The organism is Phenylobacterium sp. (assembly GCF_022402485.1).
Lineage (GTDB): Bacteria > Pseudomonadota > Alphaproteobacteria > Caulobacterales > Caulobacteraceae > Phenylobacterium.
Genome location: NZ_JAKRSA010000012.1, coordinates 159,382 through 183,106, shown reverse-complemented (window position 1 = coordinate 183,106; position 23,725 = coordinate 159,382). Strand labels below are relative to the sequence as shown.

The following is a 23,725-nucleotide window of genomic DNA, read 5'->3' as shown; positions in this document are numbered from 1 at the left end:
TGCGAAAGCGCCAGGGCTTAACCCCTGCCGCGCACAGGGGCAAGCCGCCGCCAGGGTCTTGGCTTTTGCCTGCCGGCTGGTGCAGATGGGGCCATGTCCTTCGACGCCACCGTCCTGACCATGTTTCCCGAGGCTTTTCCCGGCCCGCTGGGGGTTTCCCTGATCGGAACCGCCTGGCGCGAGCAGGGGCTATGGACGTTGGAAACAGTGGACATTCGCAGCTTTTCCAAGGATAAGCGCGGCTTCCTCGACGACACCCCTGCGGGGGGCGGTCCGGGACAGGTGATGCGAGCGGACGTCATCGCTTCAGCGCTGGACAGCGTGGAGCGGCGAGGGCGGCCGCTTTTGTATATGAGCGCCCGGGGTCAGCCCCTGACCCAGGCGCGGGTCAAGACATGGGCCAGCGGTCCGGGCGTCATCGTCCTGGCCGGTCGGTTCGAGGGGGTGGACCAGCGGGTGCTCGACGCCCGGGGGTTCGAGGAGGTCGCCGTGGGTGACGCTGTTCTCGCCGGTGGCGAGGTAGCGGCCATGCTGACCATCGAGGCGTGTGTACGTCTGGTGCCCGGCGTATTGGGTCAGGCGCTGAGTTTGAGTGAAGAGAGCTTTGAAGACGGGCTCCTGGAGCATCCGCAGTATACGAGACCGCGGACGTTCGAGGGGCGCGATATCCCGCCGGTGCTGCTTTCAGGGCACCACGCTGAGGTCGCCAAATGGCGGGCAGAGCAGCGGGAAGAGACCACGCGGGCGCGGCGGCCAGACCTCTGGGCGCAGCATCTCGCCAATCAACAGGCAAAGGGCGCTTAAAGCCCAGTGACACAGGAACTGAACCGATGAACGTGATCCAGCAGCTGCGCAAGGAAGAGGCCGACCGCCTCAAGACCGCCCGCAACTTCCCCGACTTCCGTCCGGGCGACACCGTCCGCGTCAACGTCAAGATCAAGGAAGGCGAGCGCGAGCGCGTCCAGGCCTATGAAGGCGTCTGCATCGCCCGGTCGGGCGAGGGCGTGGACGAGAACTTCACGGTCCGCAAGATTTCCTTCGGCGAGGGTGTGGAGCGGGTCTTCCCGCTGCTGTCGCCGATGATCGAGTCCGTCGAGGTCAAGCGCCGCGGTGTCGTGCGCCGCGCCAAGCTCTATTACCTGCGTGATCGTCGCGGAAAGTCGGCGCGGATCGCCGAACGCCAGATGACCCCGGCCGAGCGCGAGGCCGACAAGGCTGAACGCACCGCCCGTGCGGAGGCCTCAGCCGCCGCCAACGCCCCCAAGAAAAAGGACGCTGAAGACTAGATCGTCTTTCGCGGACCCTGACATGAAGGGCGGCTGCAGACTCCTGCAGCCGCCCTTTTCACTTCGGACCGTCGTTCAGGCCCGTGGTGGCCGAAGATCTTCCGTCAGGGCGGCGACCAGATGGTCGAACATCAGCCGCATCCGCCGGGTGGTACGCAGGCCCTCCGGCATGCAGACCCACATTTCCAGATCCAGCGACACCCGGTCTGGCAGGATGGGCACGAGACCATCGCGCAGGCCAATCGGCAGGGGGCAAATGCCGATCCCCAGCCCCGCCCTCAAGGTCGACAGTTGGGCCATGTCGCTGTCGCTACGAAAGGCGAACACCTCGCGGGTCACTGGCCGGCCAATGTCGACATCGACGGCGCGCTTGGGGGTCTTTCGGTCAAAGCCGATCATCGCGTGGCGCTCCAGGGCCTCGACATCGGTGGGAAGTCCCCGCCGGGCCACATAGGACGGCGCGGCGAAGAGACCCATCTGAACCACCCCGACGCGCCGTCCGACCAGGGTGTTCTGGGTGGGCCTGGTCATGCGGAGCGCGATGTCAGCGTCCCGGCGGCTGAGATCGGCCTGTTCGTTGGAGAGGGTGAGCTCGACCTCGATCATCGGGTGGGCGGCATGAAAGGTGGCCAGGATCGGTGGCAGGATTTCGCAGCCGACCAACTCGCTGGCGGTCACGCGCACCGTGCCGCCCGTCTGGGCTGCGGCCCCGGCCACATCGCGTAAGGCAGCCGCCGCCGCCGCGGCCATATCCTCCAGCCGTGGCCGAAGCTCCAGCGCCAGTTCCGTAGGCTGCAGGCCTCGGGGGGAGCGCAAAAAAAGTGGCGCCCCCAGTCGGGACTCCAGGGCCTCGATATGGCGCCCGATGGTGGGCTGGGAGACGCCACGGGTCCGGGCGGCCGCCGACAGGCTTCCGGTCTCCAGCACGGCGTGCAGGCTTTGGAACAGGTCCCAGTCGGTCGCGGCATTGGCGGGCATGGGTCGATGATGGGGGCTGACGGGGCGCCACACAATGTTCGACGCGCCGCGAGGGTCTGTCTCGGAGCGTCGGGAGAAGGCTTTGCCCCCTGGAGACGGCCTAACCTGCGGCCCCACGTACCGGCCGCTGCAGCCCCCAGAACCCCATTCTGACCGACCAGATCGGCCTGGGACCCTTGGGGATCATCGCTCTGCAAAGGGACTTCGCCGAGGCGCAATTCCAAGATGTCGTCGCATTGAACGGGCTTGCCAGGCCGCTTGCGACCTTTACGTGATGGCCTTTGCGCACCTACATAGCCGCCCATGGCCGCCAAGACGCTCTATGACAAAATCTGGGACGCTCACCTCGTTGCGCAAGGCGACGGGGAGTCGATCCTCTATATCGACCTGCACCTGATCCATGAGGTGACCACACCCCAGGCCTTTGCGGGCTTGCGGGCGGCCGGGCGCCCGGTTCGCCGGCCTGACCGCACCCTGGCGGTGGCCGACCACAATGTGCCCACCGAGGGTCAGGCCCTGGGCGCCGGCGCCGTGGCAGATGAGGAGGCCCGCCTGCAGCTCCTGACCCTGGAGCGCAATGTGGCCGAGAACGGCATCGAATACTTCCCCATGGGGGATCTGCGGAACGGCATCGTCCATGTGGTGGGCCCCGAGCAGGGCCGCACCCAGCCGGGCATGACCATCGTGTGCGGCGACTCCCACACCTCGACCCATGGCGCCTTCGGGGCCCTGGCCCAGGGAATCGGTACCTCTGAGGTCGAGCATGTCCTGGCCACCCAGACCCTGCGCCAGGCCAAGTCGAAAAACATGCGCGTCACCATCAAGGGGACGCCGGCACCCGGCGTTGGCGCCAAGGATTTCGCCCTGGCCGTGATCGGCGCCATCGGCACGGCCGGGGGCACCGGCCATGTGATCGAATATGCCGGCGACGCCATCCGCGCCCTGTCGATGGAAGGGCGTATGACCCTGTGCAACCTGACCATCGAGGCGGGAGCCCGGGCGGGTCTGGTGGCCCCGGACCAGACCACCTTCGACTATATCTGTGGTCGGCCCGCAGCCCCCAAGGGTGCAGCCTGGGACATGGCCCTGGCCCACTGGAAAACCTTCTTCACCGACGAGGACGCGGTTTTCGACCGGGAGATCGTTCTTGATGCGGCCCAGATCGCGCCGCTGGTCACCTGGGGCACCAGCCCCGAAGACGTGATGCCCATCGATGGGCGGGTGCCCGATCCGGCCAGCTTTGCGACCCCTGACAAGCGGGCCTCGGCCGAGCGGGCCCTGGACTATATGGGCCTTGCCGCCGGTCAGTTGATCACCGAGGCGAAGATCGACCGGGTGTTCATCGGGTCCTGCACCAACAGCCGGATCGAGGACCTTCGCGCCGCCGCCGCCGTCGTCCAGCAGGCCTTCCTGGAGGGCCGGCTGGTGGCACCCCATGTGCGGGCCATGGTGGTGCCAGGCTCAGGCCTGGTGAAAGAACAGGCTGAGGCCGAGGGCCTGGACGCCATCTTCAAGGCCTCTGGCTTCGACTGGCGGGAGCCGGGCTGTTCCATGTGCCTGGGCATGAACCCCGACCGCCTGGCGCCGGGCGAACGCTGCGCCTCGACCTCCAACCGCAATTTCGAGGGCCGGCAGGGCCGGGGCGGTCGCACCCACCTGCTTAGCCCGGCCATGGCAGCAGCTGCGGCCATTGCGGGCCATCTCACCGACGTGCGGGCCTATATCTGATGATCAGCGGTCTTGACCATGTGGCCCTGGTGGTCAGCGACCTCGATCAGGCAATCGAGGCCTATACCCGGCTGCTGGGCCGCACCCCCAACTGGATCGGAGCCGAGGGCGGCATCCGCCAGGCCTGGTTCCAGCTGCCCAACATGGCCCTGGATGTCATTGCCCCGGACGGCGAGGGGGGCTTTGGCGACCTGATCAAGGCCCATATTGATGCCCACGGGGAAGGGGTCTGGGCCCTGGCCTTCACGACCCCCGACCTTGAGGCCGCCATCGGCCTGCTGCGTCGGCGGGGGATCGCGGCCACTGATCCCGGCACGGTGCGCACCATCCATGCGGACGGACGCAAGCGCTACTGGACCACCTCGACCCTGGATGCGGCCACCACCGGGGGGCTCAATATTCTGCTGGCTGCCCCGCCCCGGGACGGAAAGCCCTGGCCGCTTTCGGAGGCCACCCATGGGGAGGCCGCCGCGGTCAGTGCCCTGGATCATGTGGTGGTTCGCACCCCCAATCCCGACCGGGCCCTGGCCATCTATGGGGCCAAGCTTGGCCTGGATCTGCGCCTGGACCGCTCCAATCCCGACTGGGGCGCCCGCCAGCTGTTCTTCCGCTGTGGGCAAGCCCTGGTGGAATTTGGCGCGAGCCTCAAGGCGCCGGCATCTGACGCGCCAGACACCTGCGGCGGTCTCGCCTGGCGGGTGGATGATCCCGCTGCGGTACATGCCCGCCTGAGCGCCGACGGATGGGACGTGTCTGACCTGCGCCAGGGCCGCAAGCCGGGCACCCAGGTCTTCACCGTGCGGTCGGGTGCCCCGGGGCTTCCGACCTTGATGATCCAGCAGACCGAGCGACCCACACCGCCAGAGACCGCCTGATGAAGCCCTTTACCCGCATCGACGCCAAGGCCGCTCCCCTGGCGCTCTCCAACATTGATACTGACCAGATCATCCCCAAGCAGTTCCTGAAGACCGTGGACCGGGTCGGCCTGTCCAAGGGTCTGTTCTACGATTTCCGCTTCGATGAGGCCGGCGTCGAAAAGCCGGACTTCGTGCTCAACCAGGCGGCCTATAAGGACGCTGGCGTCCTGATCGCGGGGGACAATTTCGGCTGCGGCTCCTCGCGCGAGCACGCCCCCTGGGCCCTGCTGGATTTCGGGATCAGCTGCGTGATCTCCACCAGCTTCGCCGACATCTTCTACAATAACTGCTTCCAGAACGGCCTGTTGCCGGTGGTGCTGCCGGCGCAGGCGGTCGAGGACCTGATGGGCCAGGCCAAGGGCGGCAACCATGTGATCAGCGTCGATCTGGACGCCCAGACGGTCACGGCCCCCGACGGTCGCGTCTATGGCTTCGAGATCGATCCCAGCCGCAAGCACAAGATGTTGCATGGCCTCGACGCCATCGGTGAGACCCTGCAGAAGGCACCCGATATCGACGTCTATGAAAGTGCCCGGGCGCTGGATACCCCCTGGCTGGAGCGGGCATGACCCTGGTCATCGCCGGGACGATCTGCGTCCCGCCCGACCGGCTGGAGGCCTTCAGGCCGCATATGCGGGCCATGCTGGAGGCCAGCCGGGCCGAGGATGGCTGTCTGGTTTACAGCTATGCTGAGGATGTGGCGGAGGCTGGCCTGATCCGGGTGTTTGAGGTCTGGCGCGATCAGGGCGCCCTGGAGGCCCATTTCCAGATGCCGCACCTGGCGGCCTGGCGGGCGGCCTGGCCGGAATTCGGGGTTTCCGATCGCCGTCTCATCGCCTACGAGGTCGCCTCGCAAAGGGCGGTCTAGATCTCCGCCGAAGACGATCAGTGACGGGGCGACCACCATGACCGACCTTCTCCTCCTGCCCGGCGATGGCATCGGCCCGGAAGTCACTGCGCAGGTCCGCCGGGTGATCGCCGCCCTGACCCCGGACCTGGTGGTTGAGGAGCGGCCCTTCGGCGGGATCAGCTATGACCAGACCGGCGTCCCCCTGACCGATGAGACCCTGGCCCTGGCCAAGGCCGCCAAGGCTGTGCTGATGGGTGCCGTTGGCGGCCCGAAGTGGGCTAATGTGCCCAGGGACAGGCGCCCTGAGGCCGGTCTGCTCGGCCTGCGGGCGGGCATGGAGGTGTTCGCCAACCTCCGCCCGGCGCTGTGCTTTGGGCCCCTGGCCGATGCCTCGTCCCTCAAGCGTGAGCTGGTGGAGGGGCTGGACTTCATGATCGTCCGCGAACTGACCGGGGGCATCTATTTCGGGGAGCCGCGCTTCATCGAGGACCTGCCGGGCGGCGGCAAGCGCGCCGTGGACACCCAGGTCTATACCACCGCCGAGATCGAGCGGGTGGCCCGGGTGGCCTTCGAGCTGGCTCGGGGCCGGCGCAACAAGGTCCATTCGGCCGAAAAATCCAATGTGATGGATTCCGGCCTGCTCTGGCGTCAGGTGGTCACCGACTTGCACGCCCGGGAATTTGCCGATGTCGAGCTGGAGCATATCCTGGCCGACAATGCGGCCATGCAGATCGTCAAGAATCCCAAGCAGTTCGACGTGATGGTCACCGACAACCTGTTCGGGGACATCCTGTCGGACGCTGCAGCCCAGCTGACCGGCTCGCTGGGCATGCTGCCCTCGGCAGCCCTGGGGGCACCGGGCAAGCCTGGCCTCTATGAACCCATCCATGGCTCGGCCCCCGATATCGCGGGCCAGGGGGTGGCCAATCCCCTGGCCGCCATCCTGTCCTTCGAGATGGCGCTGCGCTGGTCGCTGGACCGCCCCGAGGCCGCCGATCAGCTGAAGGCCGCGGTGATCAAGGCGCTGGAAGACGGGGCGCGCACCCGTGATCTTGGCGGCAACCTGACCACCGTCCAGATGGGCGATGCGGTTCTCGCCGCGCTGGCCTAAGGCCTGGTTTCGTCGACGGGATAGACCACACCTCTAGAGGTCATTGGCCAAGGCGGGGTCTATAGCGATGGCGGCGGCCTGATCAGCGGCGGCCCCATCGGCGTCGCCCAGCTCAGCGCGGACCAGGCCCCTCAAAAAGAGGGCGCTCCCCAATCGGGGATTGATCGCCAGGGCCTTCTCCAGCCATTCCCGGGCGCTGAGGGGATCGTCGAGCAAGTAGTAGACCCCGCCCTTCTCCTCCATCAGGTCGGTGTTCTCAGGGTCCAGGGCCAAGCCAGCGTTCGCCTCCCGAAGGGCGGCCTCATAGTTCTCCTGGACCCGGTGAATGAAGGTGGCCATGTAGCGGGTGTTGGCGCTGTGGGCGTCTGCGGGAAGTCGCTCGAGCTGTTCCAAGGCGCCCTCGAGGTCGCCGAGCATAAACAGCACCTCGCCGCGGATGATCCTATAGCTGGGCTCGTCCGGGGCCAGTTCCACGGCCCGGCGACTGGGGGTCTCCGCCGCCTCGAGTTGGTCGAGGTCTCTCAAGCTGGCGGCCAGGGACGCATGGAGTTCGGCGTCATCTGGAAAGCGTTTCACAAGGCGGGCAAAGGCGTCTGCGGCATTGGCGTAGTCACCCGTCCAATAGAGGGCCTCGGCCAGGCCAAATTCGTAGCCGGAGTCGTCCGGTGCGAGGCTGTGGGCCCGGCGATAGAAGACCAAGGCCTCAGCCGGATCGGTTTGCAGGGTCAGGGCACCCAGCCCGGCCCAGGCGCTCGCTTCCTCGGGATTCAGGAGGGCGGCGCGCTCGAAATCGGCCTTGGCCAGGTCTCGCTCCCCCTTCGCGAGCCTTAGATCACCCCGCCGCGTCAGACTGTACGGAAGATCAGCGGGGGAAGCGGTCGCCACCAATTGCTCGGCAAAGATCAGAGCTCCAGCCTGGTCTCCCAGGGCCTCGGCGGCGGAGGAGGCATAGACAAGGGCCGTGCTTTCCAGCGCGGCGGGATCGGTGAGGGCGGCCATGTCCGCACGGGCACCTTCCACGTCGCCGCTGGCGAGCCGGGCAAAGCCCCGGAGGGCGTAGGCGTTCTGGGTCGGTGTCTGGGTGATCACCACGTCCAGGTCGCCGAGGGCTTGGGAAGGGCGGCTCGGAAGCTCAATGACCGCCCGGGCCAGCCGGAGATCTGATGCCTCCGGGCTTCGGATGATGGCGCGGTCGAGAATCTGGTCGCGGCGCCGGGTCTGGCCGACCTCCTGCAGGGCGACGACCAGGGCTAAGGTCACCTCATGGTCCTCAGGCAGGACCCGGTGCAGGCGCTCCAGGTCCGGGATGACCTCGCTGCCTCGCCCCAGGGCCGAGTGGCTTAACAGGCGGGTGCGCTGCAGCCCTGTGTCTCCGGGGAACTGGCCAAGACCGGCCTCGGCGATGGCGAGGGCTTCGTCATGGCGATTGACCAGAAAGCGCAAACTGGCTTGGAGGCCGAGGGTCTCAGGGGCAGGCAGGAGGCCTGCCGCGTGATCGGCGGCCGTCATGGCCTGGTCATAGCTCCCCGCCGCCATGGCCGCATGCGCGATGCCGAAGTGGCTGAGGGCGCGGTCAGTATCGTTCACGGCCACCATCAGGGCGGCCTGACAGAGGGCAATCGCGGCCTCTGGGTCGGTGTTGGCAGGGGACTCCAGGCAGGCCTGCAGCTGCGGCGGGAGCTCCTGGGGGGTGGGGGTCTGGGCGCCAAGGGGCCCGGCCAAGAGGCAGAGCATCAGCACCCCTGCGGCCGGGGCCTTGGGCGAGATTGAAGATTTCACAGTCACGGGGTGTCTCCCATGGGCGCCGCCGCGGGGCGGGCCAGGACAATGAAGGGCGGCTGCGACAGCCAGGCCCGGGCGAGGTCGTGCAGGTCACCGGGGGTCAGGGCGGTAACGGCTCGACGAAGGTCGTCGAGCTCGGTTCGCCTGGTCTCCCAGGGCTCGGAGCTGGCCAGGAGGTGGGCCCAGTAGGCGTCTGACCGCGCCATGGCCTCCAGCTCCGCCAGGAGCGGGCGGCGGATATGCTCCAGGGCCTCCGGAGTTGGGGGCGCGGCGGCCAGCTGATGGGCCGTCAGGCGCACGGCCTCGGTGACCTCATCGAGGTTGCGGGCCTCTGGGCTCAGCGCCATGTGGAGCCAGACGGGATCGGGGCCATCCAAGGGGTTCGACAGCTCTGCGGTGGGGGAATAGGTGTGCCCCCGACGCCGGCGGGTCTCATCGATCACGGCCGTCTCCAGGAGACTGCTCAGGGCCAGGGCCGCAGCCTGGGTCTTGAACTCCCCCATGGGCGGATGGGCCCAGGAGAGCCGGGCAGCGCCCCGCTCGGCCGGACCCTGATGGGTGACCTCGATCCGATCGGGACGGGCTGGGGCAAGCTCGACCGGGGCCTGGGCCAGCCCTTGACTTGACAGGGGACGAGGGGGTCTAGCGCCCAGGGTTCGGGCGGCGGCCTCGATCGCCTGCGCCTCGGTGATGTCGCCCACCAGGATGAGCTCGACAGGGCCGGTGACCAGATAGGGCCACAGGGCTTGGCGCAGGGCTTCTGGGGTCAGGCGACGATAGGTGTCGGGATCCAGGGCCGCCCCGTGGGTGTCGGGCCAGATCGCCCGGCCGACGGCGAAATCGACGGCGCTCACCGGATTCAGGCGGTTTTCCTGCTCCAGATGGGCCGCCACCAGCGCCAGATTGTCGGCCATTTGCGCATTGAAACCAGGTGTCGCCAGATGGGCCGTGATCATGCCCAGCTGCGGCGTCACATGGACGGCGAAGCTCTGATTGCGGATGACCACTCCATCGTCGGTCAGAACGGCCGTAAAGGCCCAGTCCCAGTCCGGGAACAGCTCCTGCAGCGCCCCATAGGTGTGGGTTTCCAGACCGGCCATGGGCAGGATCTGGGCGGCGACAGCGGCGGCGACTGGGGCGGCGACGTCGCCCCGCTGACGGAGGCTTCGGGCGCTCGGGCCCATGCGGATGATGATCTCCACCCAGCCCGGCGCCAGGTCGCTGGCCTTGTGCTTGAGCACCAGCCCGTTGGCGAAGGTCAGCGCCGTGACGCCGCCGCCCAGATCTTTGCGCCGCAGCACCCGTCCGGGCTGGCCAAAGTCATAGGCGAGGGGCCTGGGTGGCGGCAGGGGCTCTGCCAGGGGGGCGGCTTCTCCCGCCTGCCACAGGGCCAGCGCCGTCTCAGCAGAGACCGCACTGTCTTCGAAGGACAGGGTGGGGGGGCTCTCCGCCGGCCAGATCGCCTGGAAAGCCCTGGTCAGATCCTGGGGCGAAAGCTGCGGTGCCCGCCGGCTGATCTGGCGCATGGTCTGGTGCGGGTGCAGGAAGGGGCGGCCATAGGTCGTGGCGTAAAGCAGCTCGTCAGCGATCTCCGCGGGGGTGGCGCTGGAAAGCTCGGTGAGAGCGCCCCGGGCCTTGGCTCTTTCGCGGGCCACCGCCGCATCGATCTCCGTCTGGGTCGGACCCTGGGCGGCGAAGGTGCGCAAGGTCGCCTGGGCTATCCCGATGGCGACGGGTCCGGCACCTGGGGCGTGGACGGCGCGCACGCAGCTCACCTGCCGGGTTTCGTACTGGCCGGCCGCGGCAAACTGCAGCTGATAAATCCCCGCGGAATGGGCGGCGGCCCATGCCAGCCGTCGGTTGAGGATCTCGTAAAGCACGTCCTCATCCAGCGTGCCGGCCGGTGGATCGCGGCCCTCGACGGGGGTGGGGGTGTTGCGGCAGGCCATGCTCTGCGCCGGCAGGCGCGCCGGGGCCAGGATCAGGGCGGTTGACGCCCCCGGGGGGTCCGGGGCCAGGGTCTCGGCCATGCGGGGTCGTGCCCCGGCGCCGGCCCATCCGCCGAGGTGGGTCTCCAGCTGGGCGACGATTTTGTCTGGCGACACATTGCCGGTGACCACCAGCTCGCTGCGGTCGGGGCGGTACCATTTGGCGTGGAAGGCCTTAAGGTCGTCCGGCGTCAGGGCGCTCAAGGTGGCGGCCTCGCCCCCGGGGCTGAGGGCGTCCTCCGGCCGGAAATGGAAGGCGGTCTCCAGGTCGTCATTGGCGTCGCCTGATCGCTGGCGCTCCAGGCGCTCGGCCAGCACCACCCCCCGCTCGGCGGCGACCTCTTCGGGACGGAAAAGAATGCCGTCGCCCACGTCCCGCAACCAGGTGAGCCCTCGGGTGAGGGCCGCGGCGTCTGCGGTGGGCAAGTCCAGCTGATAGGCGGTGGACCAGCGGCTGGTATAGGCGTTGTGGTCCTGCCCGAGCGCCGCGCCGGCCTCGGCCATGGCCGCCTCGACCTCCCCATCGGCGAAGCTGCGGGTCGACCGGAAGGCCATGTGTTCGACGAAGTGGGCGATGCCGCGGGACTGTGGGGTCTCAGCCTGGCTGCCCACCCAGACCAACAGCCGGAAGGACACGCCCGTCTGACCGGGCTGTGGCAGGATCAGATAGTCGAGCCCATTGGAGAGGGTCCCTGTCACCAGATCGGGGTGAGCCTCCTGGAGGGCTTCCGCAGCCTCGGTCTTCACGCCAGCGCCAAGCACCGCTATCGCCGCCAGCGCGGACGCCGCCCACCAAAACCGCAAGGTTCACCCCCGAACAAAACAGCAACAGCCGGGGATATCTATAATAGGTTGTGTTCAGGCGCCAACACTAATCGGCATGCGCGTGTTTTCGCGGACCGGGGGCGGTGTGCCGCTGTTCAGAGCCCCAGACGCAAGAAAGGCCGGCGTCGCCGCCGGCCTCTCCCGTTGGTCCCGATCGGGCCGTTCTGACCCGGGATGGGGTGAGCTTAGCGCTGGGCCAGCTCCATGCCGGCCACGGCGGCCAGGTCAGCGTCGCCGACCTTTTCCAGGGTGGCTTCCACGGTGGACTTCACGCAACGGGCCTGGGCTGAGGCGCGGAAGGTTTCGGTGGTGGTTTCGCGCAGGCACACCGTACGGGCGGCGCTGACGATGTCGGCGTGGACCTGCTCGGCGGACTTGCCGGCGAGGGAGACCTTGACGCCTGCGAAGGCCGGCGCCGAGAGAGACACAGCCGCGACGGCGGCGAGAACAGCGATACGAGCAATCATTTTTTCGATCCCGGAGAGGGGTTGATGACAACCACTTTTCGGGGCGTTCCTCTGGCGGCCTTCGTCGTCAATTTGCGTCGTTGTCGACCGCCGTGAGGACAGGTGTAGCGGCGCTTTCCTCAGGGCCGCAAGCCACAATTTTGCGACGCAGCATACCAGTGTTGCGCTGCGGGAGGATCGGGCGCCGGTGATCAGGATTTAGGCGCCGGGCCCAACTCCACCGTCATCTGGGTCTGGAGGACCAGGGCCAGGAGCTTGCCGTCTTCAGCGGTGATGCGGGTCTGCCAGACGCTGGAGCGGCGGCCGATGTGCAAGGGGATCGCCTCGCCGGTGACCGTGGTCCCCACCTTGGCCGAGCCCAGGAAGTTGGTCTTGCTTTCCAGGGTGGTGGTGCGGGTGCCGGCCGGCAGGTTCAGGAAGCCGCCAATGGCGCCGAGCGCGTCGGCAAAGGCCATGAAGGCACCCCCGTGCAGGATGCCGCCGGCGGTGCAGAGGTCCTCGCGCACCTGAAGCTGGCCGACCACCTTGTCCCTGGCCCGTTCCAGGATCTGGACGCCCATCAGGTCCGCAAAGGGCATGCCGGTGGGGGGCTGGCTCATGGGATCGGGTTCCTTGCAGGGCGCTGAGGGCGCAAGTCTGACGGGTTGCGCCTTCCGATCCTAGCCCCTAGGTGAGGGGTCACGAAGCGGTGGCCGCGAGGCCCCTGCGGCGGGCGGCTTGCGCCCATGCCAGCGGCGGCGTAACGGAACGCTCCGCCTTAAGACATTCAGGAGAGAGTTCGATGGGTTACCGGGTGGCCGTCGTCGGCGCCACGGGCAATGTGGGCCGTGAGATGCTGAATATCCTCGAGGAAGTGGAATTCCCCGTGGACAAGATTCACGCGATCGCCTCGCGGAAATCCATCGGCGTGAAGGTGTCCTTCGGCGACCAGACGGTGGCCTGCGAGGATATCGCCCAGTTTGACTTCTCCACCGTCGACCTGGTGCTGATGAGCGTGTCGGGGTCCTTCTCCAAGGAATGGTCGCCGAAGATCGGCGCGGCCGGCCCCATCGTCATCGACAATTCCTCGGCCTTCCGGATGGACCCGGATGTGCCGCTGATCGTGCCGGAGGTGAACCCGGACGACGTTTCCTTCGCCCACAAGAAGAACATCATCGCCAATCCCAATTGCTCGACGGCCCAGCTGGTGGTGGCGCTGAAGCCCCTGCATGACCGGGCGAAGATCAAGCGGGTGGTGGTCTCGACCTATCAGTCGGTGTCCGGCGCCGGCAAGGAGGGCATGGACGAGCTCTGGGATCAGACCAAGGGCGTCTTTGTCCTGGGCGCGCCGCCGCCCAAGAAGTTCCCCAAGCAGATCGCCTTCAACGTCATCCCCTTCATCGGCGCCTTCAACGAGGACGGCTACACCGACGAAGAGGCCAAGATGTGGAACGAGACCCACAAGATGATCGACCCGGCCATCAAGCTGACGGTCACCTGCGTCCGGGTCCCCGTGATGGTCGGCCATTCCGAAGCGGTGAACATCGAGTTCCACGAGCCCCTGGACGCCGACGAGGCCCGCGACCTGCTGCGGGAAAGCCCCGGCCTGGTGGTCATCGATAAGCGCGAAGACACCGGCTACATGACGCCCAAGGAGGCCCAGGGCGAGTTCCCGGTCTTTGTCAGCCGCATCCGCAACGACCCCACCGTCGAGCATGGCCTGAACCTGTGGGTGGTGGCTGACAATCTGCGCAAGGGCGCGGCACTCAACGCCATCCAGATCGCCCAGCTCTTGGACGAGCGTGGCCTGATCGGGACCAAGGCCCTCGCCTGACCGACCGGGTCCCGGTCTGCCGCGATCAGTGCTTGTGAAGCCCCCGCGAAGGTCTAGGTAGGGGCTCCGCAAGCTGAAAGCCCGACCCGTGGCCCAGACGCCGCTCTCCCCGCCGATCCTGTCCGCCTCGGTCTCGCCGCCGCCGATCGCGTTTGCCGCCGGCCTCAGCGCCTATCTGATCTGGGGCGTCATCCCCCTGGTCTTCCAGGTAATCGGCAGCTACGGGATCGGCCCCTGGGAGACACTCGCCCACCGGACCTTCTGGGCCATTCCGGTGGCGTGGCTGTTTGTCTGGATGGCCGGTCAGAGCGCCCAGGCCCTGGCGGTGTTCCGCAGGCCCAAGGTCCTGGCCCTGCTGGCCCTGTCGGCCCTGCTGATCGCGGTGAACTGGCTGGTGTTCATCTGGGCGGTGAACAACGGCAAGGTGCTGCAGACCAGCCTGGGCTATTTCATCAATCCCCTGCTCAGCATGGCGGCTGGGGCGATCTTCTTCCGAGAGCGGCTGGACCGTATCGCCCAGGCGGCCATCGGCCTCGCCGCCGTTGGCGTGGTGTTCCAGGCCGTGGCCATCGGCGGCCTGCCCTGGGTGTCCCTGACCCTGGCGGCCAGCTTCTGCGGCTATGCCATCGTGCGCAAGCAGGTGGAGGCCGACGCCCAGACCGGCCTGTTCATCGAGTGCCTGCTGCTGGGCGTGCCCGGCGCGGTGTTCGCCCTCTGGCTGGCGCAGACCGGGGGGGACCACTTCACCCAAGGGGTCGCCCCGGCCGCCTGGCTGATCTTTTCCGGCGCGGCCACAGCCATTCCGCTGGTGCTGTTTGCCTGGGCCGCCCGGCGTCTGCCGCTCTCGGCCATGGGCTTCATGCAGTTCCTGGCGCCGTCCATGACGTTTGTGCTCGGCGTGGTTCAGGGCGAAGCGCTTGGCCTCACCAAGATCGCCGCCTTCGCCTTCATCTGGGCCGGGGTCGGGGTCTTCGCCTACGGCCTCTGGCGGGCGTCGCGCAGATTGCCAGCGCCGGTGGTCTAGCCGCGCGCAGCGCAGCCAAAGAGCACCACCACGAAGGACACAAAGGGCACAAAGAGGCCGCGCTGACCTTCGTGGGCTTTGTGCCCTTTGTGGTTCAATCTTTGAGCGCCTGCGGCGTGCGGGTGCTCAGCCAGAAGATGTTAGTGCCCGTGGGAGCCTTCATAGACGCCGGGCACCAGGGCCTCGGGGGCGGCGTCTGCCCCGGCTTCGGGGGCCTGTTCGAAGCGGCGGTCGCAATAGGGGCATTCGACAAACCCGGCCCCGCCCATTTCCAGCCAGACCCGGGGGTGGCCGAGCGCGCCGCCAACCCCATCACAGGCGATCCGGTGGGAGCGCACATAGACCACCTCTGGCGCAGGTCCCCCCTGGGCGGTGAGGGCGGTGACCGCCGGCTTGGCCGGCATGGGCTCGGGGGCGGTCTGCGCCTTGACGCCCTGGGGTTTGGTCGCACGGGCCATGGGAAATCTCCGGTCGGTAGCTTGGCGCGAGCGCCGCTGCGGCCTAGGTATGCGAGGCGGGCTTGGCCCGTCAATGATCGCGCCGACGAACCCCCCGCCTGCGCGCGCGTCTAAGGGGACTGCATGGACCTTCCGGAATTCGCCATCGAGGCCCAGGGCCTGGTCAAGACCTATCCGGCCACCAAGACCACTCCGGAGATGAAGGCCCTGCGCGGCATCGACCTGGCCATTCCCCGGGGGTCGATCTTTGGCCTGCTGGGCCCCAATGGGGCGGGCAAGTCCACCTTCATCAACACCCTGGCCGGCCTGACCAAGAAGACCTCCGGCACGGTGAAGATCTGGGGCCGGGACATCGACACCCATCCCAGGGACGCCCGTGCGGCCATCGGCGTGGTGCCCCAGGAGATCGCCGCCGATCCCTTCTTCACGCCGCGGGAATCCCTGGAGGTCCAGGCCGGGATGTATGCGGTGCCCCGCAAGGAGCGCCGCACCGACGAGCTGCTGGCCGCCCTGGGTCTCGCCGACAAGGCCAATGCCTATGTGCGTCAGCTCTCAGGGGGCATGAAGCGCCGGCTGATGGTGGCCAAGGCCATGGTGCACAATCCCCCGGTACTGATCCTCGATGAGCCCACCGCCGGCGTCGACGTGGAGCTGCGCCGCCAGCTCTGGAACTATGTGGTCGAGCTGAACCGCCAGGGCGTGACCATCGTGCTCACCACCCACTATCTGGAGGAGGCCCAGGCCCTGTGCGACCAGATCGCCATCGTCAACAAAGGCCAGGTGGTGGCGTGCGAGTCCACCGCCAAGCTGCTGTCGCGCCTGGACACCCGCAGCGTGGTGCTCACCCCGGAAATTCCGGTGGAGTCCGCCCCGGTCCTGGCCGGCTTTGAGGCCAAGCTGCGCCCCGGCGGCGCCTTCAGCGTCACCTACCGCACAGGCCAGTCCAGCGTCGAACAGGTGCTGGCCGCCGTCCGCGCCGCAGGCCTGCGCATCAAAGACATCGCCACCGAGGATCCGAGCCTGGAGGACGTGTTCGTCGACCTCACCACCGACAAGACCCCGCAGGTGGCGTAAGGCGGGGTAAAACACAGCCCAAACCCGTTTGCGGTCCCGGCCCCTTTCGGCTAGAAACCCGCTCCGCCCCAGGGCGACAAGCACCCGTAGCTCAGCTGGATAGAGCGTTGCCCTCCGAAGGCAAAGGTCACACGTTCGAATCGTGTCGGGTGCGCCAACGGCCTAGTTAAGGCGCTGAAATTGCTCGAAAAATTGTACGAGCAAATCTGAACCATAACCTGAGCCAATATGGACCTGGTTGTCACAGGGCGGAAGCATTCGATTTGGCCCAGACCTACTTCCCCGGAAAGCACTGGAACCTAGCGTCGTCGGTGCCATGGTCCGCAATCTCGACAACAACGTCGGGCGCATCCTCCAAGCTTTGAAGGACGAAGGCTTCGATCAGAACACCCTTGTGATCTTCACTACCGACACCGGTGCCGCCGGGTACATTGGCCTCCCCGAAATCAGCATGCCCTTCTGAAGCTGGAAGATGACCTTCTTCGAAGGCGGCGCGCGCCCTACGTTATTCGGTGGCCCAGCGGCATCCCGTTCGACACGGTCTATCCCAATCAGGGCTGCGGCATAGACATCTTCTCGACCGCCGCAGTGGCGCGCCGCCGCCTAGCAACCGCGTGATCGACGGCGACTGGAAGCTACAGAGCTGCGGGCCTTGCAGGAAGTTCTAGCTCTACAACCGAGCCAGCGACCCCACCGAGCGCGCTCCCTATCAATCGCGAGTCGCGAGGGGCTGCCCAAGAACGACGGCGGCGAACCTTAGGCGCGGCGGGTACCCCCAATGCGAGTATAAATTTAGCTTGATTCAGCTATTCCAATGTGGAATTAGGAACTATAATTTCGGTTCTACTAAATTCCAATGATTAAAATGCGAGAGAGTTGAGATGGCTGTCGTGCATGATCTGGTGGCGTTGCACGGGGTGCCGGGCTCGCCCTACACCCGCAAGATGCTGGCTGTGCTCCGCTACCGGCGGATCGCATATCGTTTGATCCTGGCCTCGCATGAGGTCCAGGGCCTGCCGCGAGCCAAGGTGGGCTTGCTACCCACGTTCTACTTCCCCGATGCCGAGGGCCAACTGCAGGCGATGACCGACTCCACCCCGATCATCCGGCACCTGGAGAAGATGTTCGCTGGGCGATCGGTGCGGCCCGCCGACCCGGCTCTGGCCCTACTGGACGCGCTGCTGGAGGACTACGGTGACGAATGGCTGACTAAGGCGATGTTCCATTATCGCTGGCACTACGCTGATGATATCGCCCACGCTGCAGCCATTCTGCCAGCGTGGACCCGTGGGCTCATGCCCGACGCGGCGTTGAAGGAGGCGGGCGAAACCATTTCCGGCCGGCAGATCCCGCGACTGCGCTATGTGGGCTCGAACGAGTCAACCTGGGGGCTGATCGAAGCCAGCTACCTGCGTTTTCTGGAAGCCATGGAGGCGCACCTGACCGTGCACAGGTTCCTGCTCGGCGAACGGCCTGGTGCCGGCGACTTCGGCTGCCTGGGCCAACTCACCCAACTAGCTCTGTTCGACCCAACGCCCATGGCTATAACAGCTGTCAAGGCACCCCGCGTCTTCGCCTGGACGAGCGCTGCGGAGGATTTGACGGGTCTCGAACCCACCGATGCCGACTGGTTCGACATCACCGCCCTGCCGTCCACCTTGACCGCAATCCTCAAGGAAGTGGGCCGGGTCTATGCGCCCCTGCTGCTGGCCAACGCGAAGGCGGTGCAAGCGGGAGCAGCGGAAGTAGTCACCGAGATCGACGGCCAGAGGTGGGTGCAACAGCCGTTCACCTACCAGGCCAAATGTCTGATGTGGCTACGTCAAGAATATACCGCCCTCGCGCCCGCAGACCGCAAACGGGCCGACGCCGCCCTGGCCGGAACAGGTTGCGAGGTGCTGTTCGGCTCACCCATGACAGCTTGAAGTAGAAACCACTTCAAGCTGTCACTTCCTAGGCTCAGGACCCGCTAAAGGGACACGCAGGGCGTATTCGATCTCATTCACTTGTGGCGGAGAGCCTGTCATGAGTGATCTGTTCTGGCTGACGGATAAGCGGACGCGGCGGATAGAGCCGTGTTTCCCCCAGTCGCACGGCAATCCACGGTTGGACGAGAAGCGAGTGCTGAGTGGCATCATCTTCGTGATCCGCAGCGGCTTGCGCTGGCGTGATGCGCCGAGGGATTACGGGCCGCAGAAGACGATCTACAGCCGGTTCATCCGCTGGAGCCGTTTGGGCGTGTTCAACCGGATCTTCGCTGAACTGTCGGCCAAGGGGCCTCGGCCCGAGCGATTGATGATCGACGCCACCCACCTGAAGGCCCATCAGACGGCGGCTAGTCTGCTCATAAAGGGGCTGTTGCCCGACGTATCGGGCGCACCAAGGGCGGGCTGAACTCCAAGCTCCACGCCGTGTGCGACGGCCACGGGCGTCTGCTGGTCCTGTTGCTCTCCGATGGGCAGATGAGTGACTACAAGGGGGCCGCCCTGATGATCGACGCCCTGCCCAAAGCCAAGGCCATGCTGGGCGACCGGGGCTACGACGCCGACTGGTTCCGGGCCGCGCTGATCCAGCGGGGCATCACCTCGTGCATCCCGTCAAAGGCCAACCGAAAGGTCCACACCGATCACGACTGGACCCTCTGTCGCCAGCGCCACAGGATCGAGAACATGTTCGGCAGGCTCAAGGACTGGCGACGTATCCACACCCGCTACGACCGATGCGCCCAAACCTTCATGCCCGCCATCGCCGCAACCGTCATCTTCTGGCTATGACCAATGAGTCCTGAGCCTAGCTTTCGCGGTCTTCTCAAAAGGCCTTGCGCGGATCGCGGCGCAGGATTTTTCCCGAGGCGTTGAGCGCGATCGCATCGACGAAGTCTACCGTCTTAGGCAGCTTGTAGCCGGCGATCTGCTGGCGCCCGAAGGCGACGGTCCCGGCGGGCTCAATGCTTGTGCCGGACTTCGTCGCGATGATCGCCTTGACTTCTTTGACCCCTTTGAAGTGAACCTCCTCGTTCAGCTACATAGCGATATCTACGGGCGGTCCGACCTTGTCGGGACCGAAGGTAGGCGGGGTGGGGGCCTGGGCCACGGCCGTTACGGCCGCGGTCGCAGCGAGCAGCAGGGTGCCCCGGTGCCGACACCGATTATCTGCCCCTTCGGCAAGCGTCGCGTTTATCGCAGCGATTCTGGAGTTCCTCGACCTGATTCGGTCGGCCCTCACGCCACGCGTCGGGCGGCGTTGTAGGCCAAGACATCTTCGGCCTGGGCCATGATGTTGCGCACCAGTTCGGCGCACGTGGGAATGTCGTGGATCAGCCCCTGGCTCTGACCAACGGTCCAAATGCCGCCATCCATGTCGCCGGCCTGCATGACGTTTGTGCGCCCGCGGATACCCGCGACCAGATGGCGCACGTCCTCGATAGTCTTTGTGGGGTCGCGTTGAATCTCGACGACCTCCTTCGACACAGCGTTTCGCGCCACGCGGGCTGTATTCTGCAAGGTGCGGTTGGTGAGGATGGTGTCGCGTTCAGTGTTCTCGACGATCTTCTTCTTCACATTCTCATGGATCTCCGCCTCGCGGGTGGCCATGAACCGTGTGCCCATGTTGACCCCCTCGGCGCCCAGGGCCAGGGCCGCCACTAGGCTGCGGCCATCGGCCATGCCGCCGGAGGCGATCACCGGAATGTCCAGCTTGTCCACCGTGGCCGGCAGCAGCACCACCAGGCCGATGTCGTCCTCACCGGGGTGACCGGCGCACTCAAAGCCATCGATGCTGATCACGTCCACGCCCAGGGCGGCGGCGGTCACTGCATGACGCACCGAGGTGCATTTGTGGATCACCTTGACCCCAGCCTCCTTGAAGTCCGGCATGTGGGCCACCGGGTTGCGCCCGGCGGTCTCCACGATCTTCACCCCGCTCTCGATGATCGCCCGGCGATACTCATCATAGGGGATCGGGTTCAGCGACGGCAGGATGGTCAGGTTCACCCCGAACGGCTTGTCGGTCTTGTCACGAATCTGCTGGATCGCTTCCATCAGCGCCTCAGCCGTGGGGTAAAGGTGTGCCACCAGGAACCCCAGAGCCCCCGCCTCCGCCACCGCCGCCACCAGGGGCGCATAGCTCACCCCGGTCATCCCACCCATCACGAGGGGAGTCTCCACGCCGAACATCTCGGTGATGCGTGTCTTGATCATACTTGCTAGTCCGTGAGTTGCGACCCGCGTGGGGTCAAGTGGCCGGCGGCCCGCGGGGGTCGCCGGTATCAAGGGTTTGGATGTTCGGAGCCCAGGTCGGGCGGCTAGTAGCGGATCGTCAGCTCGACGCCATAGGTGCGAGGCTCGGCATAGTAGCCGCTGTAGCCTCGTCCGCCAGCTACCCCACCGGTGCTCACAAGCGTGGTTGCTGGGGTGGCGCTAATGAACTGGAAGTGGTGCTCGTCGGTAAGATTCCGAGCCCACAGACCCAACGCCCAGCGCCCCTCCTTTGGCTTGAGGGCGATGTTGCCGTTCAGCAGGGTGACCGCCGGTTCCCGGGTGTTGGGGTCCAGAGCCGCATCATAGGTCTGCGAGCTGGTGTGCTGCACTTCCAAACGGGCGTCCAACGACAGATGGTCGCTGATCGGGGTGACGTAGTTCGCCGCAATGTTCAGCTTGACCTTCGGTGACCTGTCGGGCCGCAGACCGTTGAAGGTGCAGGTTCCGGGCGCGGCACCGTCCGACGGTCTTCCGCTGTAGCAAGGACCGTTGGCATAGTCGGTGTATTCGGCCGCCAGATAGGTGATGCCGCCGTTCAGCCGCACATGTTCCGAAAGGACCGCTACGAAGTCGGCCTCGACGCCCCGGGTTTCGCGGGCACCGGCGTTTCCGGTGATGAACCCGGAGCGGGTTACAGGGTTCAGGATCGAGGACTGGAAGTTCTTCAACTCGATGTCGAAGGCCGTCACATTGAGCCGGAACCGGCGGTCGAACAGTTCGGATTTGATCCCCACCGCATAGTCGGTCGAGGATTCGGATTCGAACTCCACGGGCACGCCGACGGGGGTCAGTCGGGCGTTGAACCCCCCGGATTTCCAGCCGGTCGAGACGGTGGCGAAGACCATGATGTCGGGTGTGATCTTGTATTGAGTGCTCAACAGCCAGGTGAAATTGTTCTCTGTGCGCGAGACTGGTCCGACCGGATTCGGACCAAAGGCTGCCCGGAAGGCGGCGTTGGCGCCGGGAAGGTTCACATGGAAGATGGTGCCGTCCTTGTGCTCCCACACATAGCGCGCCCCCGCCTGGATCTTCCAGGTGTCGGTGAGATTGAACCAGGCTGTTCCGAACACCGCTTCACTTTCGGTGTTCAGTTTGACGTTGGTAACTTCCGTGTCGCCGGCCTTGAACCGGGTCGGCCCGCCCGCCGCAGCCGGCAGCGGCAACAATCGATTGGCATCGGGACCGATCGTCACCGTCGAGTTAAAGTCATAGGTCTGGCGATAGGCGTAAAGTCCCGCGATGTATTCTAGCCGGCGGCCCGCCGGTGAGGCTAGGCGCAGCTCCTGGCTTGAGGACTTGATGATCCCCTGCTCCGTAAGGATCAGGATTTTCTGAGGCAACGCCGCGTTGGCGTAGGGATTTCCGCCGCCCTTGTTGTAGTCACCCGCGGTGATCGCGGTCAGCGTGTAGCCGTTACCGAACGCGTAGTTTACGGTCAGACTGGAACCATACGCGATCGCCTTGGAGTTGGTTAGATCCTGGGTCTGGACGACGAAGTCGCGGTTTCCGTAGTTCTGAAACGTATATCCCAGCGCCGCCGTCGCCGCGAGGTAGCCGGGCGTCGCCACCCCAGTGGGTCCCGCCGCGTCGATGACATCGGAGACCCCGTCATTGGCCGATACGTTGGAGTAGTAGGTCGCGAGGTCGAGCTTGAGGGCGTCAGAGGGCTTCCAGACTGTGCGGAGGCGTCCGCCTGCGCCCGCGAAGTCATTGACGTGTTTCCCGGTCGCAAGGTTGTAGGCAAAGCCACTTCGATCGCGGGCCCAGAACGAGGCGCGCGAGGCCACATTGGTCGCCAGCGCCCCGCCCACATAGCCCTTCACGGACGTCTGATCGTAGTTGCCGTAGCCTGCGGTCAACATGGCTTCCAGATCGACCTGCGGTTCGCGCGTGACGATATTGACCGCGCCCAGAGGCGTGTTGCGGCCATAAAGCGTACCCTGCGGGCCGCTCAGCACCTCTACCGACTGGATGTCCGTCAGGTCTGCAATCAGGGCGCTGGACCCTGGCACATAGGCGCCATCGATGAAGACGCCGACGCTGGACTCGATACCGGGATTAGCGCCCGACTGGCCGATGCCTCGCAGTGAGATCGTCGCGTTCCGGAAGTTGTTCGAGGTGCTGAACTGCAGGCTCGGAACAACGGAGGTCAACTGCGAAAAGTTCTGGATATGTGCCCGATCAATCTCGGCACCGCTAACCGCCACGATGGAAATTGGCACGTCCTGAACGTTCTCGACCCGTTTCTGGGCGGTGACCACTAATTCTTCGAGCTCGACTCCTGTCGTCTGCGCGAGAGCCGGTGACCCCCAATTCAGAGCGGTGATGACGCTCCCTAAAGCCAATGCACTTTTGCAGGTACAATTCAATGTCATCGAAACCGCCCCTCTATTTGCATAAAATGCGAATGAGATTCTTGGTTCCGATAATGCCACGGCCGCCGGGCCTTTTAAAGCCCAATCAGTGGGAAGATTCGCCTGGGCCTCAGACCGTGCGAATGTTAAGAGTGGAAGCGATCATGAGCGTGAGGGTCTTTACGATATAATCTTGCGTAAACTCCTCATTGATCTCCCAATTCAGAATGCGGTGGATGAGCATTCCTTCTGATGTGCGCAGGCAAAAAACACATAGCGCGTTCAGGTCGGGGCGGTCCGCTTCAGGCGCTTTGCGCCGGATGAGTTCGGCGATCTTCAAGGCAGCGAATTGAGTCCCGGCTCTTAGTTCGGGCCAATGGACCGTCTCGTCGCCGACCAAACTTCTCTGGTAGAGCGCCCGGAAGAAGCCCGAGTGCCGTGCCAGCACCCTGAGGGTGCCTTCGATATAGGCTTCTATGACCTCCGCTGGTGGAGCGTCATCCCATCGCTTCAGGTCAAAAAACTTCTCGATGTTTGCGCGGCCGCGACGAGTGAAGCGGTGCTGCAGCGCGGCGAACAGCGCATCCTTGTCGCGGAACCGCGCATAGAATGTGCCGATCGAATATCCGGCCGCGCTGGCGATCTCCGTCACATGGGTGTCGTCATAACCCTTGCTCGCGAAGACGGCGTTTCCGGCAACGAGCAGCCGCTCTCGGGCCATTCGGCTTCGCGCCTGCCTGGCAGGGTAGACGCCATCAAGTCCGTCGATGTCTGAGGTGCTAGGATCGACCATCTGCTCTTCGTTGTACGA

22 protein-coding genes and 1 tRNA gene are annotated in these 23,725 nt (G+C 65.8%); 14 read left to right on the top strand and 9 right to left on the bottom strand.

The window, feature by feature from the left end; genetic code table 11:
* Window positions 1-93 precede the first annotated feature (93 nt).
* Both trmD and rplS read left to right on the top strand, forming a co-directional pair.
* Window positions 94-804 (top strand): tRNA (guanosine(37)-N1)-methyltransferase TrmD, encoded by a 711-nt coding sequence (gene trmD, locus MH112_RS04645; protein ID WP_296564532.1) that lies wholly within the window; start codon window positions 94-96, stop codon window positions 802-804.
* A gap of 26 nt (window positions 805-830) precedes the next feature.
* The gene (gene rplS / locus MH112_RS04640; RefSeq protein ID WP_296564529.1) at window positions 831-1,286 is read left to right on the top strand and encodes a 50S ribosomal protein L19; all 456 of its coding nucleotides are present in this window, start codon (window positions 831-833) and stop codon (window positions 1,284-1,286) included.
* Between the two features lie 75 nt (window positions 1,287-1,361).
* On the opposite strand, the gene MH112_RS04635 is transcribed toward rplS, so the two are convergent.
* Complete coding sequence (locus MH112_RS04635; protein ID WP_296564527.1) at window positions 1,362-2,264, bottom strand: LysR family transcriptional regulator; 903 nt, start codon at window positions 2,262-2,264, stop codon at window positions 1,362-1,364.
* Between the two features lie 303 nt (window positions 2,265-2,567).
* Between MH112_RS04635 and leuC the strand changes: the two genes are divergently transcribed.
* Genes leuC through leuB form a run of 5 tightly spaced genes read left to right on the top strand, consistent with a single transcriptional unit; the run spans window position 2,568 to window position 6,870 of the window.
* Window positions 2,568-3,992, top strand: coding sequence for a 3-isopropylmalate dehydratase large subunit (gene leuC, locus MH112_RS04630; RefSeq protein ID WP_296564524.1), 1,425 nt, complete (start codon window positions 2,568-2,570; stop codon window positions 3,990-3,992).
* Window positions 3,992-4,867, top strand: coding sequence for a VOC family protein (locus MH112_RS04625; RefSeq protein ID WP_296564521.1), 876 nt, complete (start codon window positions 3,992-3,994; stop codon window positions 4,865-4,867). Before leuC ends, MH112_RS04625 begins: the two co-directional genes overlap by 1 nt.
* A complete protein-coding gene (leuD, locus tag MH112_RS04620) occupies window positions 4,867-5,478 on the top strand; it encodes a 3-isopropylmalate dehydratase small subunit (RefSeq protein WP_296564518.1) in 612 nt (203 codons plus the stop codon). The genes MH112_RS04625 and leuD overlap by 1 nt, the downstream gene beginning before the upstream one ends.
* The gene (locus tag MH112_RS04615; RefSeq protein ID WP_296564515.1) at window positions 5,475-5,777 is read left to right on the top strand and encodes a putative quinol monooxygenase; all 303 of its coding nucleotides are present in this window, start codon (window positions 5,475-5,477) and stop codon (window positions 5,775-5,777) included. Before leuD ends, MH112_RS04615 begins: the two co-directional genes overlap by 4 nt.
* 37 nt (window positions 5,778-5,814) lie before the next feature.
* Entirely contained in the window at window positions 5,815-6,870 is a 1,056-nt protein-coding gene (leuB, locus tag MH112_RS04610; protein WP_296564513.1) for a 3-isopropylmalate dehydrogenase, read from the top strand.
* 33 nt (window positions 6,871-6,903) lie between these two features.
* Here leuB and MH112_RS04605 read toward each other — a convergent pair whose 3' ends face one another.
* From MH112_RS04605 to MH112_RS04590, 4 genes are all read right to left on the bottom strand, one after another.
* Complete coding sequence (locus MH112_RS04605; RefSeq protein ID WP_296564510.1) at window positions 6,904-8,655, bottom strand: tetratricopeptide repeat protein; 1,752 nt, start codon at window positions 8,653-8,655, stop codon at window positions 6,904-6,906.
* Window positions 8,652-11,444, bottom strand: coding sequence for a M16 family metallopeptidase (locus MH112_RS04600; RefSeq protein WP_296564507.1), 2,793 nt, complete (start codon window positions 11,442-11,444; stop codon window positions 8,652-8,654). The genes MH112_RS04605 and MH112_RS04600 overlap by 4 nt, the downstream gene beginning before the upstream one ends.
* Before the next feature lie 206 nt (window positions 11,445-11,650).
* Window positions 11,651-11,932 (bottom strand): hypothetical protein, encoded by a 282-nt coding sequence (locus MH112_RS04595; RefSeq protein WP_296564504.1) that lies wholly within the window; start codon window positions 11,930-11,932, stop codon window positions 11,651-11,653.
* A 191-nt stretch (window positions 11,933-12,123) separates the two neighbouring features.
* Complete coding sequence (locus tag MH112_RS04590) at window positions 12,124-12,531, bottom strand: PaaI family thioesterase (protein WP_296564502.1); 408 nt, start codon at window positions 12,529-12,531, stop codon at window positions 12,124-12,126.
* A 182-nt stretch (window positions 12,532-12,713) separates the two neighbouring features.
* Here MH112_RS04590 and MH112_RS04585 point away from each other — a divergent pair, with 182 nt between their 5' ends.
* Together MH112_RS04585 and rarD are read left to right on the top strand one after the other, a co-directional pair.
* The gene (locus tag MH112_RS04585; RefSeq protein WP_296564498.1) at window positions 12,714-13,745 is read left to right on the top strand and encodes an aspartate-semialdehyde dehydrogenase; all 1,032 of its coding nucleotides are present in this window, start codon (window positions 12,714-12,716) and stop codon (window positions 13,743-13,745) included.
* Between the two features lie 88 nt (window positions 13,746-13,833).
* Complete coding sequence (gene rarD / locus MH112_RS04580) at window positions 13,834-14,769, top strand: EamA family transporter RarD (protein WP_296564495.1); 936 nt, start codon at window positions 13,834-13,836, stop codon at window positions 14,767-14,769.
* A gap of 140 nt (window positions 14,770-14,909) precedes the next feature.
* Here rarD and MH112_RS04575 read toward each other — a convergent pair whose 3' ends face one another.
* Complete coding sequence (locus MH112_RS04575) at window positions 14,910-15,173, bottom strand: zinc-finger domain-containing protein (protein WP_296564611.1); 264 nt, start codon at window positions 15,171-15,173, stop codon at window positions 14,910-14,912.
* Window positions 15,174-15,350: 177 nt separating this feature from the next.
* Between MH112_RS04575 and MH112_RS04570 the strand changes: the two genes are divergently transcribed.
* The 5 genes from MH112_RS04570 to MH112_RS04550 all read left to right on the top strand — a co-directional run bounded on the left by MH112_RS04570 (window position 15,351) and on the right by MH112_RS04550 (window position 19,075).
* Window positions 15,351-16,301, top strand: a complete 951-nt coding sequence (locus tag MH112_RS04570; RefSeq protein ID WP_296564492.1) for an ABC transporter ATP-binding protein — start codon at window positions 15,351-15,353, stop codon at window positions 16,299-16,301.
* Window positions 16,302-16,381: 80 nt separating this feature from the next.
* Window positions 16,382-16,458, top strand: a tRNA-Arg gene (locus MH112_RS04565).
* Between the two features lie 159 nt (window positions 16,459-16,617).
* On the top strand, window positions 16,618-16,764 hold the full coding sequence (locus tag MH112_RS04560) for a sulfatase-like hydrolase/transferase (RefSeq protein WP_296564489.1): 147 nt from the start codon (window positions 16,618-16,620) through the stop codon (window positions 16,762-16,764).
* A 418-nt stretch (window positions 16,765-17,182) separates the two neighbouring features.
* A complete protein-coding gene (locus MH112_RS04555) occupies window positions 17,183-18,226 on the top strand; it encodes a glutathione S-transferase N-terminal domain-containing protein (protein WP_296564486.1) in 1,044 nt (347 codons plus the stop codon).
* Between the two features lie 100 nt (window positions 18,227-18,326).
* Window positions 18,327-19,075 (top strand): IS5 family transposase gene (locus tag MH112_RS04550; protein WP_296564483.1). Its coding sequence is split into 2 segments (ribosomal slippage): window positions 18,327-18,666 and window positions 18,666-19,075, totalling 750 coding nucleotides; the frame shifts between segments, so codons are not numbered across the junction.
* 447 nt (window positions 19,076-19,522) lie between these two features.
* On the opposite strand, the gene MH112_RS04545 is transcribed toward MH112_RS04550, so the two are convergent.
* The 3 genes from MH112_RS04545 to MH112_RS04535 all read right to left on the bottom strand — a co-directional run bounded on the left by MH112_RS04545 (window position 19,523) and on the right by MH112_RS04535 (window position 23,707).
* The gene (locus MH112_RS04545) at window positions 19,523-20,500 is read right to left on the bottom strand and encodes a nitronate monooxygenase family protein (protein ID WP_296564480.1); all 978 of its coding nucleotides are present in this window, start codon (window positions 20,498-20,500) and stop codon (window positions 19,523-19,525) included.
* 104 nt (window positions 20,501-20,604) lie between these two features.
* On the bottom strand, window positions 20,605-22,821 hold the full coding sequence (locus MH112_RS04540; protein WP_296564477.1) for a TonB-dependent receptor: 2,217 nt from the start codon (window positions 22,819-22,821) through the stop codon (window positions 20,605-20,607).
* A 223-nt stretch (window positions 22,822-23,044) separates the two neighbouring features.
* Window positions 23,045-23,707, bottom strand: coding sequence for a TetR/AcrR family transcriptional regulator (locus MH112_RS04535; RefSeq protein WP_296564474.1), 663 nt, complete (start codon window positions 23,705-23,707; stop codon window positions 23,045-23,047).
* Window positions 23,708-23,725 lie beyond the last annotated feature (18 nt).

Coding starts and splice junctions, on each gene's coding strand:
- trmD (WP_296564532.1), top strand. CDS start 94: ATGTCCTTCGACGCCACCGTCCTGACCATGTTTCCCGAGGCTTTTCCC.
- rplS (WP_296564529.1), top strand. CDS start 831: ATGAACGTGATCCAGCAGCTGCGCAAGGAAGAGGCCGACCGCCTCAAG.
- MH112_RS04635 (WP_296564527.1), bottom strand. CDS start 2,264: ATGCCCGCCAATGCCGCGACCGACTGGGACCTGTTCCAAAGCCTGCAC.
- leuC (WP_296564524.1), top strand. CDS start 2,568: ATGGCCGCCAAGACGCTCTATGACAAAATCTGGGACGCTCACCTCGTT.
- MH112_RS04625 (WP_296564521.1), top strand. CDS start 3,992: ATGATCAGCGGTCTTGACCATGTGGCCCTGGTGGTCAGCGACCTCGAT.
- leuD (WP_296564518.1), top strand. CDS start 4,867: ATGAAGCCCTTTACCCGCATCGACGCCAAGGCCGCTCCCCTGGCGCTC.
- MH112_RS04615 (WP_296564515.1), top strand. CDS start 5,475: ATGACCCTGGTCATCGCCGGGACGATCTGCGTCCCGCCCGACCGGCTG.
- leuB (WP_296564513.1), top strand. CDS start 5,815: ATGACCGACCTTCTCCTCCTGCCCGGCGATGGCATCGGCCCGGAAGTC.
- MH112_RS04595 (WP_296564504.1), bottom strand. CDS start 11,932: ATGATTGCTCGTATCGCTGTTCTCGCCGCCGTCGCGGCTGTGTCTCTC.
- MH112_RS04590 (WP_296564502.1), bottom strand. CDS start 12,531: ATGAGCCAGCCCCCCACCGGCATGCCCTTTGCGGACCTGATGGGCGTC.
- MH112_RS04585 (WP_296564498.1), top strand. CDS start 12,714: ATGGGTTACCGGGTGGCCGTCGTCGGCGCCACGGGCAATGTGGGCCGT.
- MH112_RS04575 (WP_296564611.1), bottom strand. CDS start 15,173: ATGCCGGCCAAGCCGGCGGTCACCGCCCTCACCGCCCAGGGGGGACCT.
- MH112_RS04570 (WP_296564492.1), top strand. CDS start 15,351: ATGGACCTTCCGGAATTCGCCATCGAGGCCCAGGGCCTGGTCAAGACC.
- MH112_RS04560 (WP_296564489.1), top strand. CDS start 16,618: ATGGTCCGCAATCTCGACAACAACGTCGGGCGCATCCTCCAAGCTTTG.
- MH112_RS04555 (WP_296564486.1), top strand. CDS start 17,183: ATGGCTGTCGTGCATGATCTGGTGGCGTTGCACGGGGTGCCGGGCTCG.
- MH112_RS04545 (WP_296564480.1), bottom strand. CDS start 20,500: ATGATCAAGACACGCATCACCGAGATGTTCGGCGTGGAGACTCCCCTC.
- MH112_RS04535 (WP_296564474.1), bottom strand. CDS start 23,707: ATGGTCGATCCTAGCACCTCAGACATCGACGGACTTGATGGCGTCTAC.